General features: G+C 41.2%; 17 protein-coding genes and 1 pseudogene. 15 read left to right on the top strand and 3 right to left on the bottom strand.

What is annotated here, in order from left to right:
* Position 1: 1 nt before the first annotated feature.
* The 12 genes from O3633_RS07700 to O3633_RS07645 all read left to right on the top strand — a co-directional run bounded on the left by O3633_RS07700 (position 2) and on the right by O3633_RS07645 (position 12,356).
* Entirely contained in the window at positions 2-946 is a 945-nt protein-coding gene (locus O3633_RS07700; RefSeq protein WP_371620899.1) for a 3-oxoacyl-[acyl-carrier-protein] synthase III C-terminal domain-containing protein, read from the top strand.
* 188 nt (positions 947-1,134) lie between these two features.
* Positions 1,135-1,599 carry an IS200/IS605 family transposase gene (gene tnpA / locus O3633_RS07695; protein WP_049529891.1) on the top strand — a complete coding sequence of 155 codons (465 nt, stop codon included), beginning with the start codon at positions 1,135-1,137 and terminating at the stop codon, positions 1,597-1,599.
* A 274-nt stretch (positions 1,600-1,873) separates the two neighbouring features.
* Complete coding sequence (gene cls, locus O3633_RS07690) at positions 1,874-3,406, top strand: cardiolipin synthase (RefSeq protein WP_371620898.1); 1,533 nt, start codon at positions 1,874-1,876, stop codon at positions 3,404-3,406.
* A gap of 284 nt (positions 3,407-3,690) precedes the next feature.
* Entirely contained in the window at positions 3,691-3,981 is a 291-nt protein-coding gene (locus O3633_RS07685; RefSeq protein ID WP_049529889.1) for a thiamine-binding protein, read from the top strand.
* Complete coding sequence (locus tag O3633_RS07680) at positions 3,944-4,702, top strand: ABC transporter permease (RefSeq protein ID WP_080982612.1); 759 nt, start codon at positions 3,944-3,946, stop codon at positions 4,700-4,702. Before O3633_RS07685 ends, O3633_RS07680 begins: the two co-directional genes overlap by 38 nt.
* A gap of 36 nt (positions 4,703-4,738) precedes the next feature.
* Positions 4,739-5,746, top strand: coding sequence for an ABC transporter substrate-binding protein (locus O3633_RS07675; protein ID WP_049529888.1), 1,008 nt, complete (start codon positions 4,739-4,741; stop codon positions 5,744-5,746).
* Positions 5,746-6,474, top strand: a complete 729-nt coding sequence (locus tag O3633_RS07670; protein WP_049529887.1) for an ABC transporter ATP-binding protein — start codon at positions 5,746-5,748, stop codon at positions 6,472-6,474. Before O3633_RS07675 ends, O3633_RS07670 begins: the two co-directional genes overlap by 1 nt.
* A gap of 117 nt (positions 6,475-6,591) precedes the next feature.
* Positions 6,592-7,050, top strand: a complete 459-nt coding sequence (locus tag O3633_RS07665) for a CtsR family transcriptional regulator (protein ID WP_049529886.1) — start codon at positions 6,592-6,594, stop codon at positions 7,048-7,050.
* 6 nt (positions 7,051-7,056) lie between these two features.
* A complete protein-coding gene (locus O3633_RS07660; protein WP_371620897.1) occupies positions 7,057-9,489 on the top strand; it encodes an ATP-dependent Clp protease ATP-binding subunit in 2,433 nt (810 codons plus the stop codon).
* 247 nt (positions 9,490-9,736) lie between these two features.
* A complete protein-coding gene (locus O3633_RS07655) occupies positions 9,737-10,795 on the top strand; it encodes an AAA family ATPase (protein WP_371620896.1) in 1,059 nt (352 codons plus the stop codon).
* Positions 10,796-10,804: 9 nt separating this feature from the next.
* Entirely contained in the window at positions 10,805-11,581 is a 777-nt protein-coding gene (pnuC, locus tag O3633_RS07650; protein WP_371620895.1) for a nicotinamide riboside transporter PnuC, read from the top strand.
* Position 11,582: 1 nt separating this feature from the next.
* Positions 11,583-12,356, top strand: a complete 774-nt coding sequence (locus O3633_RS07645; RefSeq protein ID WP_049529882.1) for an NUDIX domain-containing protein — start codon at positions 11,583-11,585, stop codon at positions 12,354-12,356.
* Between the two features lie 356 nt (positions 12,357-12,712).
* On the opposite strand, the gene O3633_RS07640 is transcribed toward O3633_RS07645, so the two are convergent.
* Positions 12,713-12,943 carry a hypothetical protein gene (locus O3633_RS07640; protein WP_049529881.1) on the bottom strand — a complete coding sequence of 77 codons (231 nt, stop codon included), beginning with the start codon at positions 12,941-12,943 and terminating at the stop codon, positions 12,713-12,715.
* A gap of 282 nt (positions 12,944-13,225) precedes the next feature.
* On the opposite strand from O3633_RS07640, the gene O3633_RS07635 reads away from it, so the two are divergent.
* From O3633_RS07635 to O3633_RS07625, 3 genes and pseudogenes are all read left to right on the top strand, one after another.
* Positions 13,226-13,915, top strand: a complete 690-nt coding sequence (locus tag O3633_RS07635) for a hypothetical protein (protein ID WP_049529880.1) — start codon at positions 13,226-13,228, stop codon at positions 13,913-13,915.
* A gap of 211 nt (positions 13,916-14,126) precedes the next feature.
* Positions 14,127-14,813, top strand: coding sequence for a DUF1275 family protein (locus tag O3633_RS07630; protein WP_049529879.1), 687 nt, complete (start codon positions 14,127-14,129; stop codon positions 14,811-14,813).
* A gap of 331 nt (positions 14,814-15,144) precedes the next feature.
* Positions 15,145-16,053 (top strand): annotated as a pseudogene (locus O3633_RS07625) (reverse transcriptase domain-containing protein); the annotation flags it as partial.
* Positions 16,054-16,118: 65 nt separating this feature from the next.
* Here O3633_RS07625 and O3633_RS07620 read toward each other — a convergent pair.
* Both O3633_RS07620 and O3633_RS07615 read right to left on the bottom strand, forming a co-directional pair.
* On the bottom strand, positions 16,119-18,770 hold the full coding sequence (locus tag O3633_RS07620; RefSeq protein WP_371620894.1) for a valine--tRNA ligase: 2,652 nt from the start codon (positions 18,768-18,770) through the stop codon (positions 16,119-16,121).
* A 123-nt stretch (positions 18,771-18,893) separates the two neighbouring features.
* Positions 18,894-19,895: a virulence RhuM family protein gene (locus tag O3633_RS07615; RefSeq protein WP_371620893.1), complete on the bottom strand. Its 1,002-nt coding sequence runs from the start codon at positions 19,893-19,895 to the stop codon at positions 18,894-18,896.
* Between the last annotated feature and the right edge of the window lie 12 nt (positions 19,896-19,907).

Below are 19,907 nucleotides of genomic sequence, written 5' to 3'. Positions count from 1 at the left end.
TATGACAGAAGTAAAAAGACATCTAGAAATCGCAGGCTATGGAGTATGCCTTCCAAAAAATACGGTGAAATTTAAAGACCAGACCCGTTATCGTGTGGTTGAAAATGGAGAAACACAGCTAGATTTGGCAGAAGCAGCGATTCAGCGTGCACTTGAAAATGCAAATTTGAGTATGAAAGACATTGATTGCCTGGTATCAGCTAGTGCGGTAGGTGTTCAGCCGATTCCTTGTACAGCAGCCTTGATCCATGAGCGCGTGGCAAAAGGGCTCTCTATCCCGGCTATGGATATTAATACAACTTGTACAAGTTTTATTTCAGCTCTTTCGACTATGTCGTACTTGATTGAAGCTGGAGAATACCGTCGTGTTTTGATTGTATCTAGTGAAGTTGGTAGCTTGGGTCTTAATCCAAAGCAAAAAGAAAGTTATGAACTCTTTAGTGATGGAGCGGCTGCCTTCATTTTCCAATCAAGTGATAAGGATAAGGGAGTGATAGCAAGCCTTCAACGTACTTGGTCAGAGGGGGCTCACGATACAGAGATTCGTGGAGGCTTGACTTCTTATCAACCCAAGGAATATGCTGAAGACACCAAGACAAACTTTATGTTTGATATGAAAGGCAAGAAAATTCTCTTGCTTTCTGCTCGTGTCATCCCAGAAATGTTCCAAGAATTCCAAGAGAAATCTGGTATTTTTAAAGATGCTGTAGACTATATTATTCCCCACCAAGCTAGTCGCGCTCTTCCTTTGGTCATGGGAAAACTGGGTGTAGACGAAGACAAATACCTTAATCTCGTTACGGATTATGGGAATATGGTTTCAGTTGCGGTACCTTTTGGTTTAGCCTATGCACTCGATCATGGCTATGTAAAAGAAGGAGATACCATCTTCTTGATGGGAACTGCAGCTGGTATGACGGTCAATATGTTGGCTTTGAAATTGTAAAATAGGAGCAGGCCTAGATACGAGGCCTGCTCTTTTAATTATGTGACTTTCAGTCCGTCTCGCTCCGTTAGGTGCGAGACAAAAAAACCACCCGCTATGCGGGTGCGCGTCGAAGGATATACCCAAAAAACTCCAAACGCGATACAATAAAGGTGTTCAAGCCAATTGTAAAGCGAAAGGAGAAAAATATGGCACAAAAGGCTCATAGTTTATCGCACACAAAGTGGCATTGTAAGTATCACATTGTGTTCACCCCTAAGTATAGACGAAAAGTGATCTATAATCAATATCGAAGTAGTTTGGGAGAAATATTCCGCCGATTATGTAGTTATAAAGGTGTTGAGATTATCGAGGGCCATTTAATGCCTGATCATGTACATATGTTAGTCAGTAATCCACCGAGGATAAGTGTTTCAAGTTTCATGGGTTATTTAAAAGGTAAAAGTGCACTCATGATGTTTGACAAACACGCTAATCTCAAGTACAAGTTTGGGAATCGGCATTTCTGGGCAGAAGGTTACTATGTGAGTACAGTAGGGCTTAATGAAGCCACAATTAAGAAATATATTCAAGATCAGGAAAAGCATGATATAGCACTAGATAAATTGAGTGAAAAAGAATATGAGGATCCCTTTAGGGATAGTGGTAAGTAATACTCACGCCTCTTTAAGAGGCAAGTGACGAGTCAAGAGCAATGAGGCTTGAACAACGTGAAAGCCAGCGTCTTTAGGCGCTGGCTGGTGATTTGGGCTTGTAGCCCTGGTTCAAACCACCCGTTAGACGAGTGGTCATGATTGATTTTATAGATAGAACCATCGGCCTATACAGAAAAAACTTGATAAGTTTTATGAAACTAAGTATACTAGAAGGTAACAAGCGTTTTCAGACGGTATATTAGGGAGTATACTTAGAAATTGAGAGGGAGAGATGGGAATAAGAAAATTTCGATTATTGATGTCCAAGTATGGCTTTAGTATTGCGATTATTTTGATAGAATTATTTCTTGTTTTCGGAATTATTCTTTACATGAGCCAGATTGCTCCGATTATTTGGGTGACTCTTGTATTTTTGATCAGCGTTGCAACTGTTATAGCGATTGTGAATCGTTCGATGACACCTGAAAGCAAAGTGACTTGGTTGATTGTGACCTTTGTGCCGGTATTTGGTCCACTGCTTTATCTCATGTTCGGTGAGAGAAGACTATCAAAAAAAGAACAGAAACAACTCCAAGAGTTGAATTCTATTGCCTTTCATGAGAATCAGGGGCACCAACTCCATCTGCAGTTGCAGGAAACAGATAAATCTGCCTACGGGATCATCAATGCCTTGCTACATATGGATAGTAATGCAGAGGTTTATGACCATACAGACTCACAATTCTTTGCTAATGGAAAAGAAATGTGGCAACAGATGCTGGAGGATCTGAAGAGGGCTGAAAAATTTATTTTTCTAGAATACTACATTGTCGACGAAGGTTTGATGTGGGATAGTATGCTTGAAATTCTTGAAGAAAAAGCTGCTCAGGGAGTCGAGGTCAAGATGCTCTACGATGATATTGGTTGTATGGTGACTTTGCCTGGGGATTATACCGTTCATTTGCGTTCTAAAGAGATTGATGCTCATAAGTTTAATAAGGTGATTCCTCGTATGACAGTGGCCTATAATAACCGTGACCACCGAAAAATATTAGTCATTGATGGGCAGATTTCCTATACTGGTGGGATCAACCTTGCAGACGAATACATCAATCAGATTGAACGTTTTGGACACTGGAAAGATAGTGGGATTCGGATAGACGGTCCGGCGACTCAAGCCTTTACCAGACTATTTCTCATGAACTGGTACATCAACCGTGGAGAAATTAGTGATTTTGATCAGTATCATTTGGAAAATCAGACACGACCAGGTGGTGGTCTTTGTATCCCGTATGGAAGTGGCCCTAAGCCTATCTATAAAATGAAGGTGGGTAAAATCGTCTATCAAAATCTGATTAATCAAGCGGAAGATTTTGTCTATATCACCACGCCTTATCTCATTATTGATTATGATTTGACAGAGGATATAAAAAATGCAGCCATGCGAGGTGTAGATGTGAGAATTATAACTCCATTTATCCCAGATAAAAAGCTCATCCAGTTAGTAACTCGAGGGTCTTATCCTGATCTTTTGTCTGCTGGTGTACGTATCTATGAGTATACTCCTGGTTTTATCCATAGTAAGCAAATGATTGTTGATGATCGATTTGCGGTTGTTGGAACCATAAACCTTGATTATCGCAGCTTGGTTCACCACTATGAAAATGCAGTTTTATTGTATGAAACACCGTCCATTGCAACTATTCGCAATGATTTTGAAGAAATTTTTGAAGAGTCGCAAGAAATTTTTCCTGGAACAATCAAGCCTACTTGGTATCAAACATTAATCAAAGAAGTAGCTCAGTTATTCGCCCCTATGCTTTAATTGAAAGAGCTAGTTCATCTGTATAATTAGAGAAAGAGACGGTTTGCCGTCTCTTTTTCTGTAAGCAGTTTCCTTGACATCTTGTTTGTTTTGCGTTATCATATGTCCATATAATATATGGGAGTCTGTGTACAGTCTGAGAGGAAGTGTTAAACTTCGACCGCACCTGATCTGGGTAATGCCAGCGTAGGGAACGATACTTGGCCTAATTTTGCACCTTTTTCATATATGAAAGAGGTTTTTCTTTTTTACAAAGAAAAACTGTAACTTAGAAGGAGGATTTAATGAAAGCAAGCATTGCTTTACAAGTCTTACCCCTATCGCAGGGGGTTAACCGGATCGCTATTATCGATCAGGTTATTGCTTATCTGCAAGCTCAGTCCGTGACCATGGTGGTGACACCCTTTGAAACGGTCTTAGAGGGAGACTTTGATCAACTTATGCGCATTCTCAAAGAAGCGCTGAAAGTGGCCGGGCAGGAGGCAGATAATGTCTTTGCCAATGTCAAAATAAATGTAGGAGAGATTCTAAGTATTGATGAGAAACTTGAAAAGTATACTGAGACGACACATTAGTCTATTGGGTTTTCTAGGAGTCTTGTCGGTCTGGCAGCTAGCAGGTTTGCTTAAACTTCTCCCCAAGTTTATCCTGCCAACTCCTCTTGAGATCCTCCAGTCTTTTGTTCGTGACAGAGAATTTCTTTGGTACCATAGTTGGGCAACCTTGAGAGTAGCTTTACTAGGTTTGGTGCTGGGTGTCTTGATTGCCTGTATCATGGCCGTCCTTATGGATAGTCTGAGTTGGCTCAATGACCTGATTTACCCCATGATGGTAGTTGTCCAGACCATACCGACCATTGCCATAGCCCCTATCCTAGTTTTATGGTTGGGTTATGGAATCTTGCCCAAGATTGTATTGATTATCTTGACGACGACCTTCCCTATCATCGTCAGTATTTTAGATGGTTTTAGGCATTGTGACAAGGATATGCTGACCTTGTTTAGTCTGATGCGAGCCAATCCTTGGCAAATCCTGTGGCATTTTAAAATCCCTGTCAGCCTGCCTTACTTTTATGCAGGGCTTAGGGTCAGTGTTTCCTACGCCTTTATCACAACAGTGGTATCTGAGTGGTTGGGAGGCTTTGAAGGACTAGGTGTCTACATGATTCAGTCCAAAAAACTGTTTCAGTATGATACCATGTTCGCGATTATTATTCTGGTATCACTGATCAGTCTTCTGGGTATGAAGCTAGTCGATATCAGTGAAAAATATGTGATTAAATGGAAACGTACTTAAAAGAAGCGTTTTGGAAAAAGAAAAGAGGAAATAAAAATGAAGAAAACATGGAAAGTGTTTTTAACGATTGTAACAGCTCTTCTAGCTGTCGTGCTTGTGGCTTGCGGCCAAGGAACTGCTTCTAAGGATAACAAAGAAGCAGAACTCAAAAAAATTGACTTTATCCTGGATTGGACACCCAATACCAACCACACAGGGCTTTATGTAGCCAAAGAAAAAGGTTATTTCAAAGAAGCTGGAGTGGATGTTGATTTGAAATTGCCACCAGAAGAAAGCTCGTCTGACTTGGTTATCAATGGCAAGGCACCGTTTGCTATTTATTTCCAAGATTACATGGCTAAGAAATTGGAAAAAGGGGCAGGAATTACTGCCGTTGCAGCGATTGTAGAACACAATACATCAGGAATTATCTCTCGTAAGTCTGACAATATCAATAGTCCTAAAGACTTGGTTGGGAAGAAATATGGAACTTGGAATGACCCAACAGAACTTGCTATGTTGAAAACCTTGGTAGAATCTCAAGGTGGAGACTTTGACAAGGTTGAAAAAGTACCAAACAACGATTCAAACTCGATCACTCCGATTGCCAATGGCGTTTTTGACTCTGCTTGGATTTATTATGGTTGGGACGGTATTCTTGCTAAATCTCAAGGAGTGGATGCCAACTTTATGTATTTGAAAGACTACGTCAAAGAGTTTGACTACTACTCACCAGTTATCATCGCTAACAATGATTATTTGAAAGATAATAAGGAAGAAGCTCGTAAAGTCATCCAAGCTATCAAAAAAGGTTACCAATACGCTATGGAGCACCCAGAAGAAGCTGCAGATATCCTGATCAAGAATGCCCCAGAACTCAAAGATAAGCGTGATTTTGTCATCGAATCTCAAAAATACTTGTCAAAAGAATATGCAAGCGACAAGGAAAAATGGGGACAATTTGATGCGGATCGCTGGAATGCCTTCTACAAATGGGATAAAGAAAATGGGATTCTCAAGGAAGACTTGACAGATAAAGGATTTACCAACGAATTTGTAAAATAATGACAGAAATTAGACTAGAACATGTAAGCTATGCCTACGATGATGAAAAGATTTTAGAGGATATTAACCTACAAGTGACTTCAGGTGAAGTTGTCTCTATCCTAGGCCCCAGTGGTGTAGGGAAGACTACCCTCTTTAACCTGATTGCAGGCATTTTAGAAGTCCAGTCAGGTAGAATTGTGCTTGATGGGGAGGAAAATCTCAAGGGGCACGTGAGCTATATGCTACAAAAGGATCTGCTCTTGGAACACAAGACGGTACTTGGCAATATCATTTTGCCCCTCTTGATCCAAAAGGTGGATAAGGCAGAAGCTGTTGCGAAAGCAGATGAAATCCTTGCTACCTTTCAGTTGACGGCAATACGGGACAAGTATCCTCATGAGCTTAGTGGTGGGATGCGCCAGCGTGTGGCCTTACTTCGTACCTATCTTTTTGGACATAAGCTCTTTCTTCTAGATGAGGCCTTTAGTGCCTTGGATGAGATGACTAAGATGGAGCTCCACGCCTGGTATTTGGAGATTCACAAACAGCTAGGCCTGACGACACTCATCATTACGCATAGTATCGAGGAGGCCCTTAATCTTAGTGACCGTATCTATATCTTGAAAAATAGGCCTGGTCAGATCGTCTCTGAAGTCAAACTCGACTGGTCTGAAACCGAAGACAAGGAAGTTCAAAAAATTGCTTATAAACGCCAAATCTTAGCGGAATTGGGATTAAATAATTAGAAAGACAGGGAGTTGGTGAGGATTGTTCATTACCAGCCCCTTTTTCTTTTAAAAAATCGAAAAATTCGGTATAATAGTCAAAGATAGTCAAGGTTTAAAGAAAGAGGTGGGTTTGTAATGAGATTTAAAAATACATCGGATCATATTGAGGCCTACATCAAGGCAATTTTAGATCAATCTGGTATTGTGGAGTTGCAACGGAGTCAGTTAGCAGATACTTTTCAGGTTGTTCCTAGTCAGATTAACTATGTGATCAAGACACGCTTTACGGAAAGTAGAGGCTACTTGGTTGAAAGTAAGCGAGGTGGCGGAGGTTATATTCGCATTGGTCGAATTGAATTTTCCAACCATCATGATATGCTTCGAGATTTACTGTATTCGGTAGGTGAAGAAGTTAGCATAGCTATCTTTGAAGATGTTTTAAGACTCTTGTTTGAGCAGGATTTGGTGACCCGTCAGGAGATGAATCTATTATTAGCGATGGCGACAGACCGAGTTTTAGGCGATGATGCCAATCTTATCCGTGCCAATATGCTTCGGCAGTTATTACAAGAGGTAGATAGAAAAGGAAAATAGAACTAAATGAAATATTCAAAAGCATTGAAAGAATGTATAGAAAGTGCCTTTCTGGTCGCCAGTCATTTTGGGGCAGAATACCTAGAGTCTTGGCACCTATTGATTGCTATGGCCAATCATAGTTACAGTGTAGCTGGGGCGACTTTAAACGAATTTCCATATGAGATTGATCGTCTGGAGGAAGTTGCTGTAGAGCTGACTGAAACAAAGTATAGCGATAAGGAAAATTATCAGGAGCTTCCTTTTTCCCACCGTTTGAAGGTATTGTTGTTGGAAGCAGAGCACGTTGCTTCTGTTGTGCATGCCAAGGTATTGGGAACAGAGCACCTTCTTTATGCTATCTTACATGATGGCAATGCCTTAGCTACTCGAATTCTGGAAAAAGCGGGCTTTTCTTACGAAGATCAGAAGGATCAAGTCAAGATTGCTGGACTTCGTCGTAGTCTTGAAGCGCGTGCTGGTTGGACTAGAGAAGATTTGAAGGCCCTTCGCCAGCGTCATCGTACGGTAGCGGATAAGCAAAATTCCATGGCAAATATGATGGGCATGCCTCAAACTCCAAGTGGTGGTTTGGAAGATTATACGCATGACCTTACGGAGCAAGCTCGTTCAGGTAAATTGGAACCAGTCATCGGGCGCGACCAAGAAATCTCTCGTATGATTCAAATTCTGAGTCGAAAAACTAAAAACAATCCAGTTCTAGTTGGAGATGCGGGTGTTGGTAAAACCGCTCTAGCACTTGGCCTTGCGCAACGTATTGCCAACGGGGATGTACCTGATGAAATGGCTAAGATGCGAGTTTTAGAACTTGATTTGATGAATGTGGTTGCGGGAACTCGCTTCCGTGGTGATTTTGAAGAACGTATGAACAATATCATCAAAGATATTGAGGAAGATGGAAAGGTCATCCTATTTATCGATGAGCTTCATACCATTATGGGATCAGGAAGTGGGATCGATTCGACCTTGGATGCGGCCAATATCTTGAAACCTGCCTTGGCACGTGGAACTCTGAGAACTGTCGGTGCGACCACTCAGGAAGAGTATCAAAAGCACATCGAAAAAGACGCAGCCCTTTCTCGTCGCTTTGCAAAAGTGATGATTGAGGAGCCAAGTTTAGCAGATAGTATGGCTATTTTGCAGGGCTTGAAAGCAACTTACGAGAAACACCACCATGTCCAAATCACAGACGATGCAGTAGAAACAGCTGTCAAAATGGCACATCGTTATTTGACGAGTCGTCATTTGCCAGACTCAGCCATTGATCTATTGGACGAAGCAGCTGCAACAGTGCAAAACAAATCGAAGCATGTGAAAGCAGACGAGTCAGGTCTATCTCCAGCTGACAAGGCCTTGATGGATGGTAAATGGAAGCAAGCTGCTCAACTCATTGCAAAAGAGCAGGAAGTACCTGTTTATAAAGACTTGGTGACAGAATCAGATATTTTGACCACCTTGAGTCGCTTGTCAGGTATTCCAGTTCAGAAATTGACCCAAACGGATGCCAAGAAGTATCTCAATCTTGAAGCTGAACTGCATAAACGTGTTATCGGGCAGGAGCAAGCTGTGTCTAGTATCAGTCGTGCCATTCGTCGAAATCAATCGGGTATTCGCAATAACAAACGTCCAATTGGATCCTTTATGTTCCTAGGACCAACAGGTGTTGGTAAGACCGAGTTGGCTAAGGCCTTGGCGGAAGTTCTCTTTGATGATGAGTCTGCTCTTATCCGCTTTGACATGAGTGAATACATGGAGAAATTCGCAGCCAGCCGTCTTAACGGAGCTCCTCCAGGTTATGTAGGTTACGAAGAAGGCGGAGAGTTGACCGAGAAGGTTCGCAATAAACCGTACTCAGTACTTCTCTTTGACGAAGTAGAAAAGGCGCACCCAGACATCTTTAATGTACTCTTGCAGGTCTTGGATGATGGTGTCTTGACAGACAGTAAGGGTCGCAAGGTTGACTTCTCCAATACCATCATCATCATGACTTCAAACCTTGGTGCAACAGCCCTTCGTGATGATAAAACAGTCGGATTTGGAGCTAAGGATATTCGTTTTGACCAAGAAAATATGGAAAAACGGATGTTTGAAGAGCTGAAAAAGGCTTATCGTCCAGAGTTTATCAACCGTATTGATGAGAAGGTAGTCTTCCATAGCTTGTCAAGTCAAGATATGCAAGAAGTAGTTAAGATTATGGTCAAACCATTGATTGCAAGCCTGGCAGAAAAAGGAATTGACTTGAAACTCCAAGCATCTGCCCTTAAACTCCTAGCTCAGCAAGGCTATGATCCAGAGATGGGGGCTCGCCCACTACGCAGAACTTTGCAAACAGAAGTAGAAGACAAACTAGCAGAACTTCTCCTAAAAGGTGAATTGGAAGCTGGTAAGACTCTGAAGATTGGTGTCAAAGCTGGTCAATTAAAATTTGAGATTGTTTAAAATTGTGAGGTTGGAACAGATTGTTTCAGCCTCTTTTTTGAAAAGTTATTGCCCAAATAGCTACTTGGATTGTGCATTTATTTTAAGGATTTTAAAACAGAATTCTCCTGATCAGGTTTTGCATATCAAGTAAAAAATTCTTATCATGTAGCAATGTTTTTATAAAAAATAATAAAAAAGTGTTGACAAACAATAGAAGGAATAGTACGATATAAAATATAAAAAATTATAAAAAGGTTGAAAAGACTTGAAAAAAAAGATAGCAGTGGTTTTTGGAACCTTTGCTCCCTTGCATCAGGGGCATATTGATTTAATCCAAAGAGCAAAACGACAATGCGATGCTGTATGGGTGGTAGTTTCAGGTTATAAGGGAGATCGTGGTGAACAGGTTGGACTTACACTACAAAAGAGGTTTCGCTATATTCGTGAAGCATTTCGAGATGATGAGTTGACCTCTGTTTGTAAACTTGACGAAAGCAATATTCCACGCTATCCAATGGGCTGGCAGGAGTGGTTGGATCAGATGTTGCAGGCCATTTCCTATGACCAGACTGGTGAGGAACTAATCTTTTTTGTAGGAGAGTCCGAATACCAACAAGAATTGTCAGAACGTGGTTTTGAGACTGTTCTACAGGAAAGAAACTTTGGAATTTCGGCTACCATGATTCGAGAAAATCCAAGCAAATATTGGAAATATATCGCTCAACCTTTCCGCCGTCAGTTTACGAAAAAAGTGTTGATTATGGGAAGTGCTAGTAATGGTAAAACAACTCTAGCCAAGGATTTAGCTCGCTTTTATGATGCGCCAGTCAGTCTGGAGTATGCTCGTGAGTATCAGATAAAAAATAATGTTCGAGATGATGAGCTTACCCCAAAAGATTATTATTACCTTCTTTTGGGGCAATATGACCAAACTTCCAAGTTAATCGATAGCAATGCCAATCGAGGCCTAGTCATTGCAGATACAAACTCTTTGGTAACTAAGGGCTACTACGATTACTACATGGAAAGCGAAGAGCAGGAGGACTTATCCGGAGAGACCTTTGATAATCTCTTTGTTTCCATCTTAGCCAAGGAAAAGTGGGATTTAATCCTCTTTGTGCAACCTGTTGGCTCTTATGTCAATGATGGTTTTCGCGACATGACCATGGCAGAAGACCATATCCGTCATAGTTTTTCTCAGCATTTGGATATGATGAGGGAGCAATATCTAGCCAATATCCCTCATGTTTATTTAGCTGATGACTATCTAGGAAATTATGAAGCAGCAAAAGTAGCTATTGATGCCATTTACCAAGCAGATTAGGAGAAGAAAATGAAAAAAATAACTGAAAAAATCACACGATTTATTGAAAACTTTAAAAATGTTCACGCAGAAGCTCGTAAAATTGGTTTTGCAGGAGTTATGCGTTTGCTTTGGAAAGACCTCTTTGTAGGACGTAGTCTTTTCCAGTGGCTCTATTTGATTGTTTTATCGAGTGTTCCTCTTATTCTGGAGTTTACACAAAACACAGAAAGTCATGACTGGATTGGTCTCTTGGCTTCTTGGACAGGGATTGTCTGCGTTATCTTAGTAGCTGAAGGTCGAGCTAGTAACTACCTTTTTGGTGCTATTAACTCTGCAATCTATTTGGTCCTAGCTATGAATGCTACTTTCTACGGTGAAGTTTTGACAACAGTTTATTTCTTTGTCATGCAGCCTATTGGTCTCTATACTTGGTTGTCTAATCGGATCAATGAACAAGGGAAACCAGAGGAGTCTCACTTTGAAGCTAAGAAACTCGGTCTGATTGATTGGCTTAAGTACTTGGCCTTGACAGCTCTCATCTGGATTGGCATGGGTTTGGCTTACCAAAGTATCCATAGCGCTCGCCCATTCCGTGATAGTGTTACCGACGCGACCAATGGTGTTGGTCAACTCTTGATGACACGTCTTTACCGTGAGCAATGGATTTTCTGGATTGCAACCAATCTCTTTAGTATCTACCTCTGGTGGGGTGAAAATATCCATATCCAAGGAATGTACTGGGTCTACACCCTCAATAGTCTAGTCGGTTGGTACCAATGGACTAAGGCTGTCAAGGAGGGATAAGATGACTGAAACGATAATCCCGGCTGGAATGACAGAGAGAGAATATTTTGAGATTCATGCGACTGAGAAGGAATTTTTAGACTGGTACTGCAAACAGGATCTTCCTCAGTATGAAAAACCAAGCGTGACGGTGGATATGGTAGCTTATTGCTTTGTGGAAGGGAAAATCAAACTTTTGCTAATTCGTCGCAAGGCCCATCCTTATCAAAACTGTTTGGCTTTGGTCGGTGGTTTTATGGATAAGAGCGAAGATGCAAGGCATGCTTGTCAGCGTGAAGTGAGAGAGGAGGTTAACCTCGACCTTCCTTTGGAAAAAATCGAGCAGTTGATGACAGTATCTACTCCAGGTCGTGATCCACGGGGCTGGACGGTTACTATCGCCCATTTGGTGTATCTACCTAGCCGCGCACTTGATCTCGTTCAAGCTGGAGATGATGCCAAGGATGTGGTTTTTGTCGATGTCGATTTTCAGACGGGCAAGTGCTTCCTAGAGGGACTAGAGCTGGGGGAGCGAGCCTTCGCCTTTGACCACTATGCCATTATCCAAGAGTCTATTAAACGAATTCAAGGACGTCTTGACTGGAATCCGACCTTCCTCTATCTGCTAGAGGAGGAATTCACTGTCTATGAAGGAACCGAATTAGTCAATCTCATCAACCCAGGACGACCAATCGTCAGCAATAACTTTCTAGTTAAATACGGTGAATATGTAGAAGAAGTTGGGCTCAAACGAGTGCCTAAAAAGAAACCAAGAAAAACCTATCGATTAAAATAAAAAGATTGGGGACCGAAATCGATAGACCAAGTCTTGGTTTCCTAGTTTCAGTCCTGAGAAGTTTCAACAAGTCCGATGGCTGGTTGAGCTTGAGAATAGAGAAAATACAGTTTGTGTCAAAAGTCAATTCAGCCATCGTGTCAAAGACTTATTAGTCATAAAAAAGCGAGAGGCTGGGACAAAAGTCCTAGCCTCTCAATTGTCTTTGGATTGTCGAGCAAGACGCAGTGGTTGAGTGGACTCTACTACGCTGATTTCATCAGCTTTTACAGCCCTACTCAACTGTGCGGAGGTGAGACGACGAAATCGAATTCTAACGAATTACCGATTTCTGTCCCACTCTCTCTTTTTGACTACTAAGGATGTTTATCTTTATTAGAATTGCTCATGATTCGAATGAATAAATCTTTGTATTTATATTTTAAATAGGTTTCGTGTAAATACAATAAAGCTACATAGACAATCATGAAAATGGCAGTTAAGTAGAACAAATCAAATGTTGTTTGAGCGTAATGAGTAGCACCCCCATAAGAACAGAAAGCAGCTAAAATCAACCAAGGAAGATACTTGTAATAGTTTCTTAACATATGCCTACCCCTCCAATATCCTATTTCAATTTTATTATAGTCCTTTAAGAAAAAAATGCAAGCGATTACACTTTTAAAATATAGCATCTTCAATAGGAAAAATTTTCCTGTTTTTTAAAATCTTTTACGAATAAAAGATATAGGGAGGGCAAGGAAATAAATGTACTAAAAAATAATTCTAAAAAATTTTAGATAAATAGTTGACAGATTCAAAAACAAATATTACAATAATGTTACAAAAATATTTCTTAACATTTCAAAAATGTTACAAAGGAGCATAAAATGAAAAATAAAACTTCTATCAAATTAATGGCTGCAACTGTACTCGCTTCAACATTACTATTGGGGGCTTGTGGTAATAAGAAAGAAAATACCACAAGTGATAGTTCTAGCAAGACAACACAAGCATCTTCTAGTTCTAAGGCAAGTTCTTCAAGTAAAGAGAGCAAGACTCAGAAGTCCTCAAGTTCAGCTTCATCAGAAAAAGCTAAGTCTTCTTCTGATCAGTCAGCGACTACTGCTAACCAATCGCAAGCAACACCGGCACCAGAAACAAAACAAAACCAAGAATCTTCTGCTAAACAAACCCCTGCACAGGTCCCATCCAATCAACAAGGAACACAAGCAAAAACGAATCAGTCAACTTATGATCCAGCAACTGATCGCAAACTCCAAGACAAGCAAGCAGAGCACAACAAACGTTACAAGGGAGTTCTAACCATGGTGGATAGAGATTTCTCAGCTGCAGCGGGGAATTGGAAGGGTGCGAATGGTGAAACTATCACTGTTTCATCAGCTGGTCAATTTACAGTAGAGTCTGCTGATGGTAAGAAAGAAAACTACTCTATCCAAAGCTATTCTTATACCCTTGATGATGGGAAATACAATGCGGAAGTAGGTGGTGGAAAAGTCATCCAAATTACAACAGGTGCAGATGGTACTGTTTCAAGTGTTACTTTGATTAAGCCATAGACTTCAGTACAGAAATAATTTGTTTAAAAATAGTTCAGTTGATGAGTACCTACAGCATTTGAAGTTGATAAGACGTCATAAATGAACTCCAGAGATGAGACTAACTGAGGAGTATATGTAATCATGTCTACCTGAATTGACCGTTTTCACTTAGTTTCTTTCAGAGAAAGTGGTATAATGAAAAAATCAAAGGGAAACGAGTGAAGAATAAATGGCGGATAAATTAATTTTACCTCAAAATACACGACTCATGGGAGTATTTCTTGGCTTTATAGGTGGTTCTTTGGATGTGTTCTGTCATATCCAGTACCATAGTTTGGTGGCGACACAGACAGGGAACATTCTCCTACTGATATCAGATTGGCACGATTCACATGTCATCAATACCATGTTGAGATTCTGTTCTATTATATTCTTTTCCCTAGGATTTCTTTTTGCCTTACACATGAAAGAATACCGTAAAACAGCCTATTGGCGGGTTAAGATGCTGCTTCCCTTATTTATTGGGACTCTTGTTCTTCCCTTCTTTTCCCGATTTCCTTTACTAGAAGTTCCTTTTATTGCTTTTGGAACAGGTATGATGATGCTAACATTTACGGGTAGCTTGATTGAAGATCATCCCTATGTCATTTTTATGACGTCTGGAAATTACCGAAAGATGTTGACTGCTTTGTATCGCATCGTTAGAGGAGAAGGAGATGTTCAAGAATATCGTCGTCAAGCCTTGAACTATGGCATTGTAGTAGGCAGTTTCGTAGTTGGGGCCATTAGCTTGGCTGTATCTATGCATTTTCTCCATGAATGTTCTATTTGGATTGTCAGCTTCAATCTGTTTTTGATCATGTCCTACTATATTGCTAGAGTGAAGCAGCTAGATTTGCAAGATGAAAATATATAAAAAACGGCAGATCTCAATTTAAGGGATTTGCCGTTTTTGGTACGATAGACATGTTGTACATCTGAGGTGGAAGTTCCTCGCTACCAGTGAACTCAATAGTGATTCCCAAGCCTGACTATCGTGAGGTAGCGGATTAAAACGGTCTGGTGATAGAGCGTTTTAAGTCTGATGTTTGAAATAGGAATCGTCAGAGGAAGGGATGGCGAAATCGTGGCTCTACGAACACAAGGCATGTATAGTGGATAAGGGGGTGCAAACTCTAAAGTCCAAATAGGGAGATGTAATCTATATATGTAAATCACGAGAGTAATTGAATTCGGACTAAGATTTTTGTGAAAAAGTCATCATGAAATTCTTAGAGTACCTAAATGGATATAGACCTAGGGAAATTTTTCGATACAGTTCCTCAAGATAGATTGACATCTTAAGTGCACAACATTATTGAAGATGGGGGTACGGCATCCTTGATTCGTAAGTATCTTCATTCGGGTGCGGTTATTAATGGTCAGCGTAATAAAACGCTAGTTGGCACGCCACAGGGAAGAAATTTATCTCCTATCTTATCCAATGTCATGCTTAATGAATTGGACAAGGAATTAGAAGAGAGGGCTTTAATTTGTATGCTACGCAGATGATTGATTGTGTGATTACGGTCGGAAGCGAGGCAGCCGCTAAGCGTGTGATGTATTCAGTCAGTCGTTTTATTGAGAAACGACTAGGTTTGAAAGTAAACATGACCAAGACTAAGATTACCAGACCAAGCGAGTTGAAATACTAAGGTTTTGGGTTTTAGAAATCATCAGTTCGTTGGGAAAGTTGTTCTCATCAAGATAGTGTTAAGAGATTTAAGTGTAAGTTGAAGAAACTAATACTGAGAAGTGGAGTATAGACTGAACGAGACGTATTGAGCAACTGAATTTGTCCATTCGGGGATGGAGAAACTATTTCTCATTGGGAAATATGAAGCGCATAGTAACCAGCATAGATGAGCGCTTGCGTACTTGCCTACGCGTGATTATCTGGAAGCAATGGAGGAAGAAATCTAGGCGACTAAGGGGCCTACTTAAGTTAGAGGTTCCTAAATGGATAGCAGATAAGGTATCTGTCTGGGGTGACCACTATCAATCAGGGCTCAGAGGTCGGTACTTAAACGCGATATATCAAAACCAGTCCTCGAAAACGTGGACTGGTTTCTTACTTGCTTTACTACCTTGAACGGCATGCCTTAAAAGTTAGTTGAACCACCGTATGCCGAATGGCACGTACCGTGGTGTGAGTGGGGTTAGTCTTAGTCGCTACTCGATTTTATTTCACCAACTTCTTCATCTCATCAATACGTGCTATGGTCGCATCGTATTTAGCTTGGTAGTCGGCTTGTTTGTCGCGTTCTTTTTGGACGACTTCTGGTTTGGCATTGGCTACGAAGCGTTCGTTAGAGAGTTTCTTACCAACCATGTCCAGTTCTTTTTGCCATTTAGCCAGTTCCTTGTCGAGACGAGCCAGTTCTTCTTCGACATTGAGGAGGTCTGCGAGCGGTAGGTAGATTTCTGCTCCTGTGATGACGCTTGACATCGCGAGTTCAGGTGCAGGGATGGTTGAGGCGATTTCCAAGTGCTCTGGATTTGTGAAGCGTTTGATGTAGTTGACATTGCTGTTAAAGAAGGCTTCCAAGTTGCTGTCGCTAGTCTTAACAAGAATCGTGATAGGCTTGCTTGGTGCTACGTTCACTTCCGCACGCGCATTACGAACAGCACGGATCAAGTCTTTGAGGCTTTCGACACCTATGTGAGCCGCAAGGTCTTCAAAGGCTGGGTTGACAGTTGGGTATTCTGCTGTAACGATAGAGCCTTCTGAAATTTGTCCAAAGATTTCCTCTGTCACAAATGGCATGATTGGGTGAAGGAGACGAAGGATCTTGTCCAAAGTATAAAGGAGAACAGAGCGTGTGATGACTTTCTCTTCTTCGTTGTCGCTATAAAGGACTTCCTTGGTCAACTCAACGTACCAGTCCGCAAACTCGTCCCAGATGAAGTTGTATAGGATATGCCCAGCCACACCAAACTCAAACTTGTCAAAGTTCTCAGTAACTTTTCCGATCGTTTCATTGAGATTGTGGAGAATCCAACGGTCTGTGACGTTCCCAGCTTCCTTGTTAACAACTTTTTCCACATTGACAGTAGCTTGCTCAAGAGTCAAACCTTCATTGTTCATGAGGATGTAGCGAGAGATGTTCCAGATCTTGTTAATGAAGTTCCATGAAGCATCCATTTTCTCGTAAGAGAAGCGGACGTCTTGACCTGGTGCAGAACCGTTTGAAAGGAACCAGCGAAGGGCATCAGCACCGTATTTCTCAATAACATCCATCGGATCAATCCCGTTACCAAGAGATTTCGACATTTTGCGTCCTTGCTCATCACGGATGAGACCATGGATAAGGACGTTTTGGAATGGCTGACGGCCCGTAAATTCCAAGGATTGGAAGATCATACGAGACACCCAGAAGAAGATAATGTCGTAACCTGTTACTAGGGTTGAAGTTGGGAAGTAACGTTTGAAGTCTTCTGAGTCAACATCAGGCCAGCCCATAGTTGAGAATGGCCAAAGGGCAGAACTGAACCACGTATCCAAGACGTCTTCGTCCTGAGTCCATCCGTCACCTTCTGGGGCTTCTTCACCGACGTACATTTCACCCTCAGCATTGTACCAAGCAGGGATTTGGTGACCCCACCAGAGCTGACGAGAGATGACCCAGTCGTGGACATTTTCCATCCATTGGAGGAAGGTATCGTTGAAACGAGGTGGGTAGAATTCTACCTTGTCGTCTGTGTCTTGGTTAGCAATAGCATTCTTAGCCAATTGGTCCATCTTAACGAACCACTGAGTAGACAAGCGTGGCTCAACCACAACACCTGTACGCTCTGAGTGACCAACACTGTGGACACGTTTTTCGATTTTAACAAGGGCACCGATTTCTTCTAACTTAGCAACGACTGCCTTACGAGCTTCAAAACGGTCCATGCCTGCAAATTCGAAGGCCAAGTCGTTCATGGTTCCGTTGTCGTTCATGACGTTGACTTGTGGCAAGTTGTGGCGTTGACCAACCAAGAAGTCGTTTGGATCGTGGGCAGGCGTGATTTTCACGACACCAGTACCAAACTCAGGATCAGCGTGTTCATCTCCAACGATTGGGATGAGTTTATTAGCGATTGGAAGGACGACGTTTTTACCGATCAAGTCCTTGTAGCGTGGGTCTTCTGGATTGACCGCAACCGCAACATCCCCAAACATGGTCTCAGGACGAGTTGTCGCAACTTCAAGGGCGCGTGAACCATCTTCCAGCATGTAGTTCATGTGGTAGAAGGCACCTTCGACGTCCTTGTGGATAACTTCGATATCAGAAAGGGCTGTGCGAGCAGCGGGGTCCCAGTTGATGATAAACTCACCACGGTAGATCCAACCTTTCTTGTAAAGGTCCACAAAGACCTTGCGGACAGCTTTTGACAAACCTTCATCAAGAGTGAAACGCTCACGAGAGTAGTCTACAGAGAGCCCCATCTTGCCCCATTGTTCCTTGATGGTAGTGGCATATTCGTCTTTCCATTCCCAGACTTTCTCGAGGAATTTCTCACGACCAAGGTCATAGCGGGAAATGCCCTCACCACGCAAGCGCTCCTCAACCTTAGCCTGAGTCGCAATCCCCGCGTGATCCATCCCTGGAAGCCAAAGCGTATCAAAGCCTTGCATGCGTTTTTGACGGATGATGATATCTTGAAGAGTCGTATCCCAAGCGTGACCAAGGTGGAGTTTACCTGTAACGTTTGGTGGTGGAATCACGATTGAATAAGGCTTAGCCTTTTTATCGCCTGAAGGCTTGAAAACATCTTCGTCAAGCCATTTTTGGTAACGACCAGCCTCAACCTCAGCTGGATTGTATTTAGGTGAAAGTTCTTTAGACATGTGTGTGTCCTTTCTAGTTAATATCTTTAAATAAAATTAGTATGTGGGAGATAAACTTTGATTCAACTCATCTTGTTTTTCTCATTATCTTCTATAAGCAAAGAAACGGTGAAAAATTTTGCATTAACTTTCTCTCATTATCTTCATAATATGTTTATCAAAATCTGACATGATTTTTTGAGTTCGGTTAAATTTTTCATACTCTTGGATGGCTTTTGAGTCTGCTTGTCTCTTGGAAATACTTCCTTTTCCTTCTAAGATTTCATATTCATTAAAAGATAGAAAGCGATCAATACTATCTGCCAATCCTCGCATTGTAAAAGTATTACGGCGCTCAACCAAACCCTCGATATAATCAAAGTAGGCTGTAACAGTTCGCTCTAGTTGTCGAATTTCTTTTTCTTGCAAATAATTTTTGGCTACAGTTACATCTGATTTGAGCACTCGTCCATCAGGTGCATTCTTCCAAGTAGTTAATCCCATTTTTTCTTTACTAGCATCAGCTTGCTGATAGATAATTTCTGCAGCAGTACTTCCAGTAATTGCATAATGAAATTTATTTTGCACCATAGCATAGAAATTTTTAGTAATATCTGAGTTTCGATCATAATCTATGGCACATTCGGCAAAGATATCCGTAATTTGCTGATAGATTCGGCGTTCGCTAGAACGAATAGAGCGAATTCGTTCTAAAAGTTCACGGAAATAATCTTGTCCGAAAACTGTCTGTCCTTGTTTCAAGCGTTCATCATCCAAAATAAAACCTTTGATGATAAATTCTTTCAAGGTATTGGTTGCCCAAATTCTAAATTGAGTAGCCTTGCTGGAATTTACGCGATAGCCAACTGAAATGATAGTATCTAGATTGTAATACTCAAGTTCACGCCGGACAGTTCTATTTCCCTCTTGTTGAACCTGTGCAAATTTTGCACAAGTTGATACCTTAGCCAACTCACCACTATCATAAATGTTTTTCAAGTGCTTTGTAATGACACTTCGTTCAACTCCAAAGAGCTCCGCAAGACCTTTTTGAGTTAACCAAAGATTTTCATCTTGTAAAAGGATATCTAGCTGAACGTCGCCATTGGGTGTAGTATACAGGATGAAATTAGAAATTTCATTCAAGACAATTCCACC

It is taken from the genome of Streptococcus sp. 27098_8_22 (assembly GCF_041432415.1).
GTDB lineage: Bacteria > Bacillota > Bacilli > Lactobacillales > Streptococcaceae > Streptococcus > Streptococcus pseudopneumoniae_M.
The sequence above is the reverse complement of the archived record's forward strand: the minus strand, read 5'-3'. Positions and strand labels throughout refer to the sequence as shown.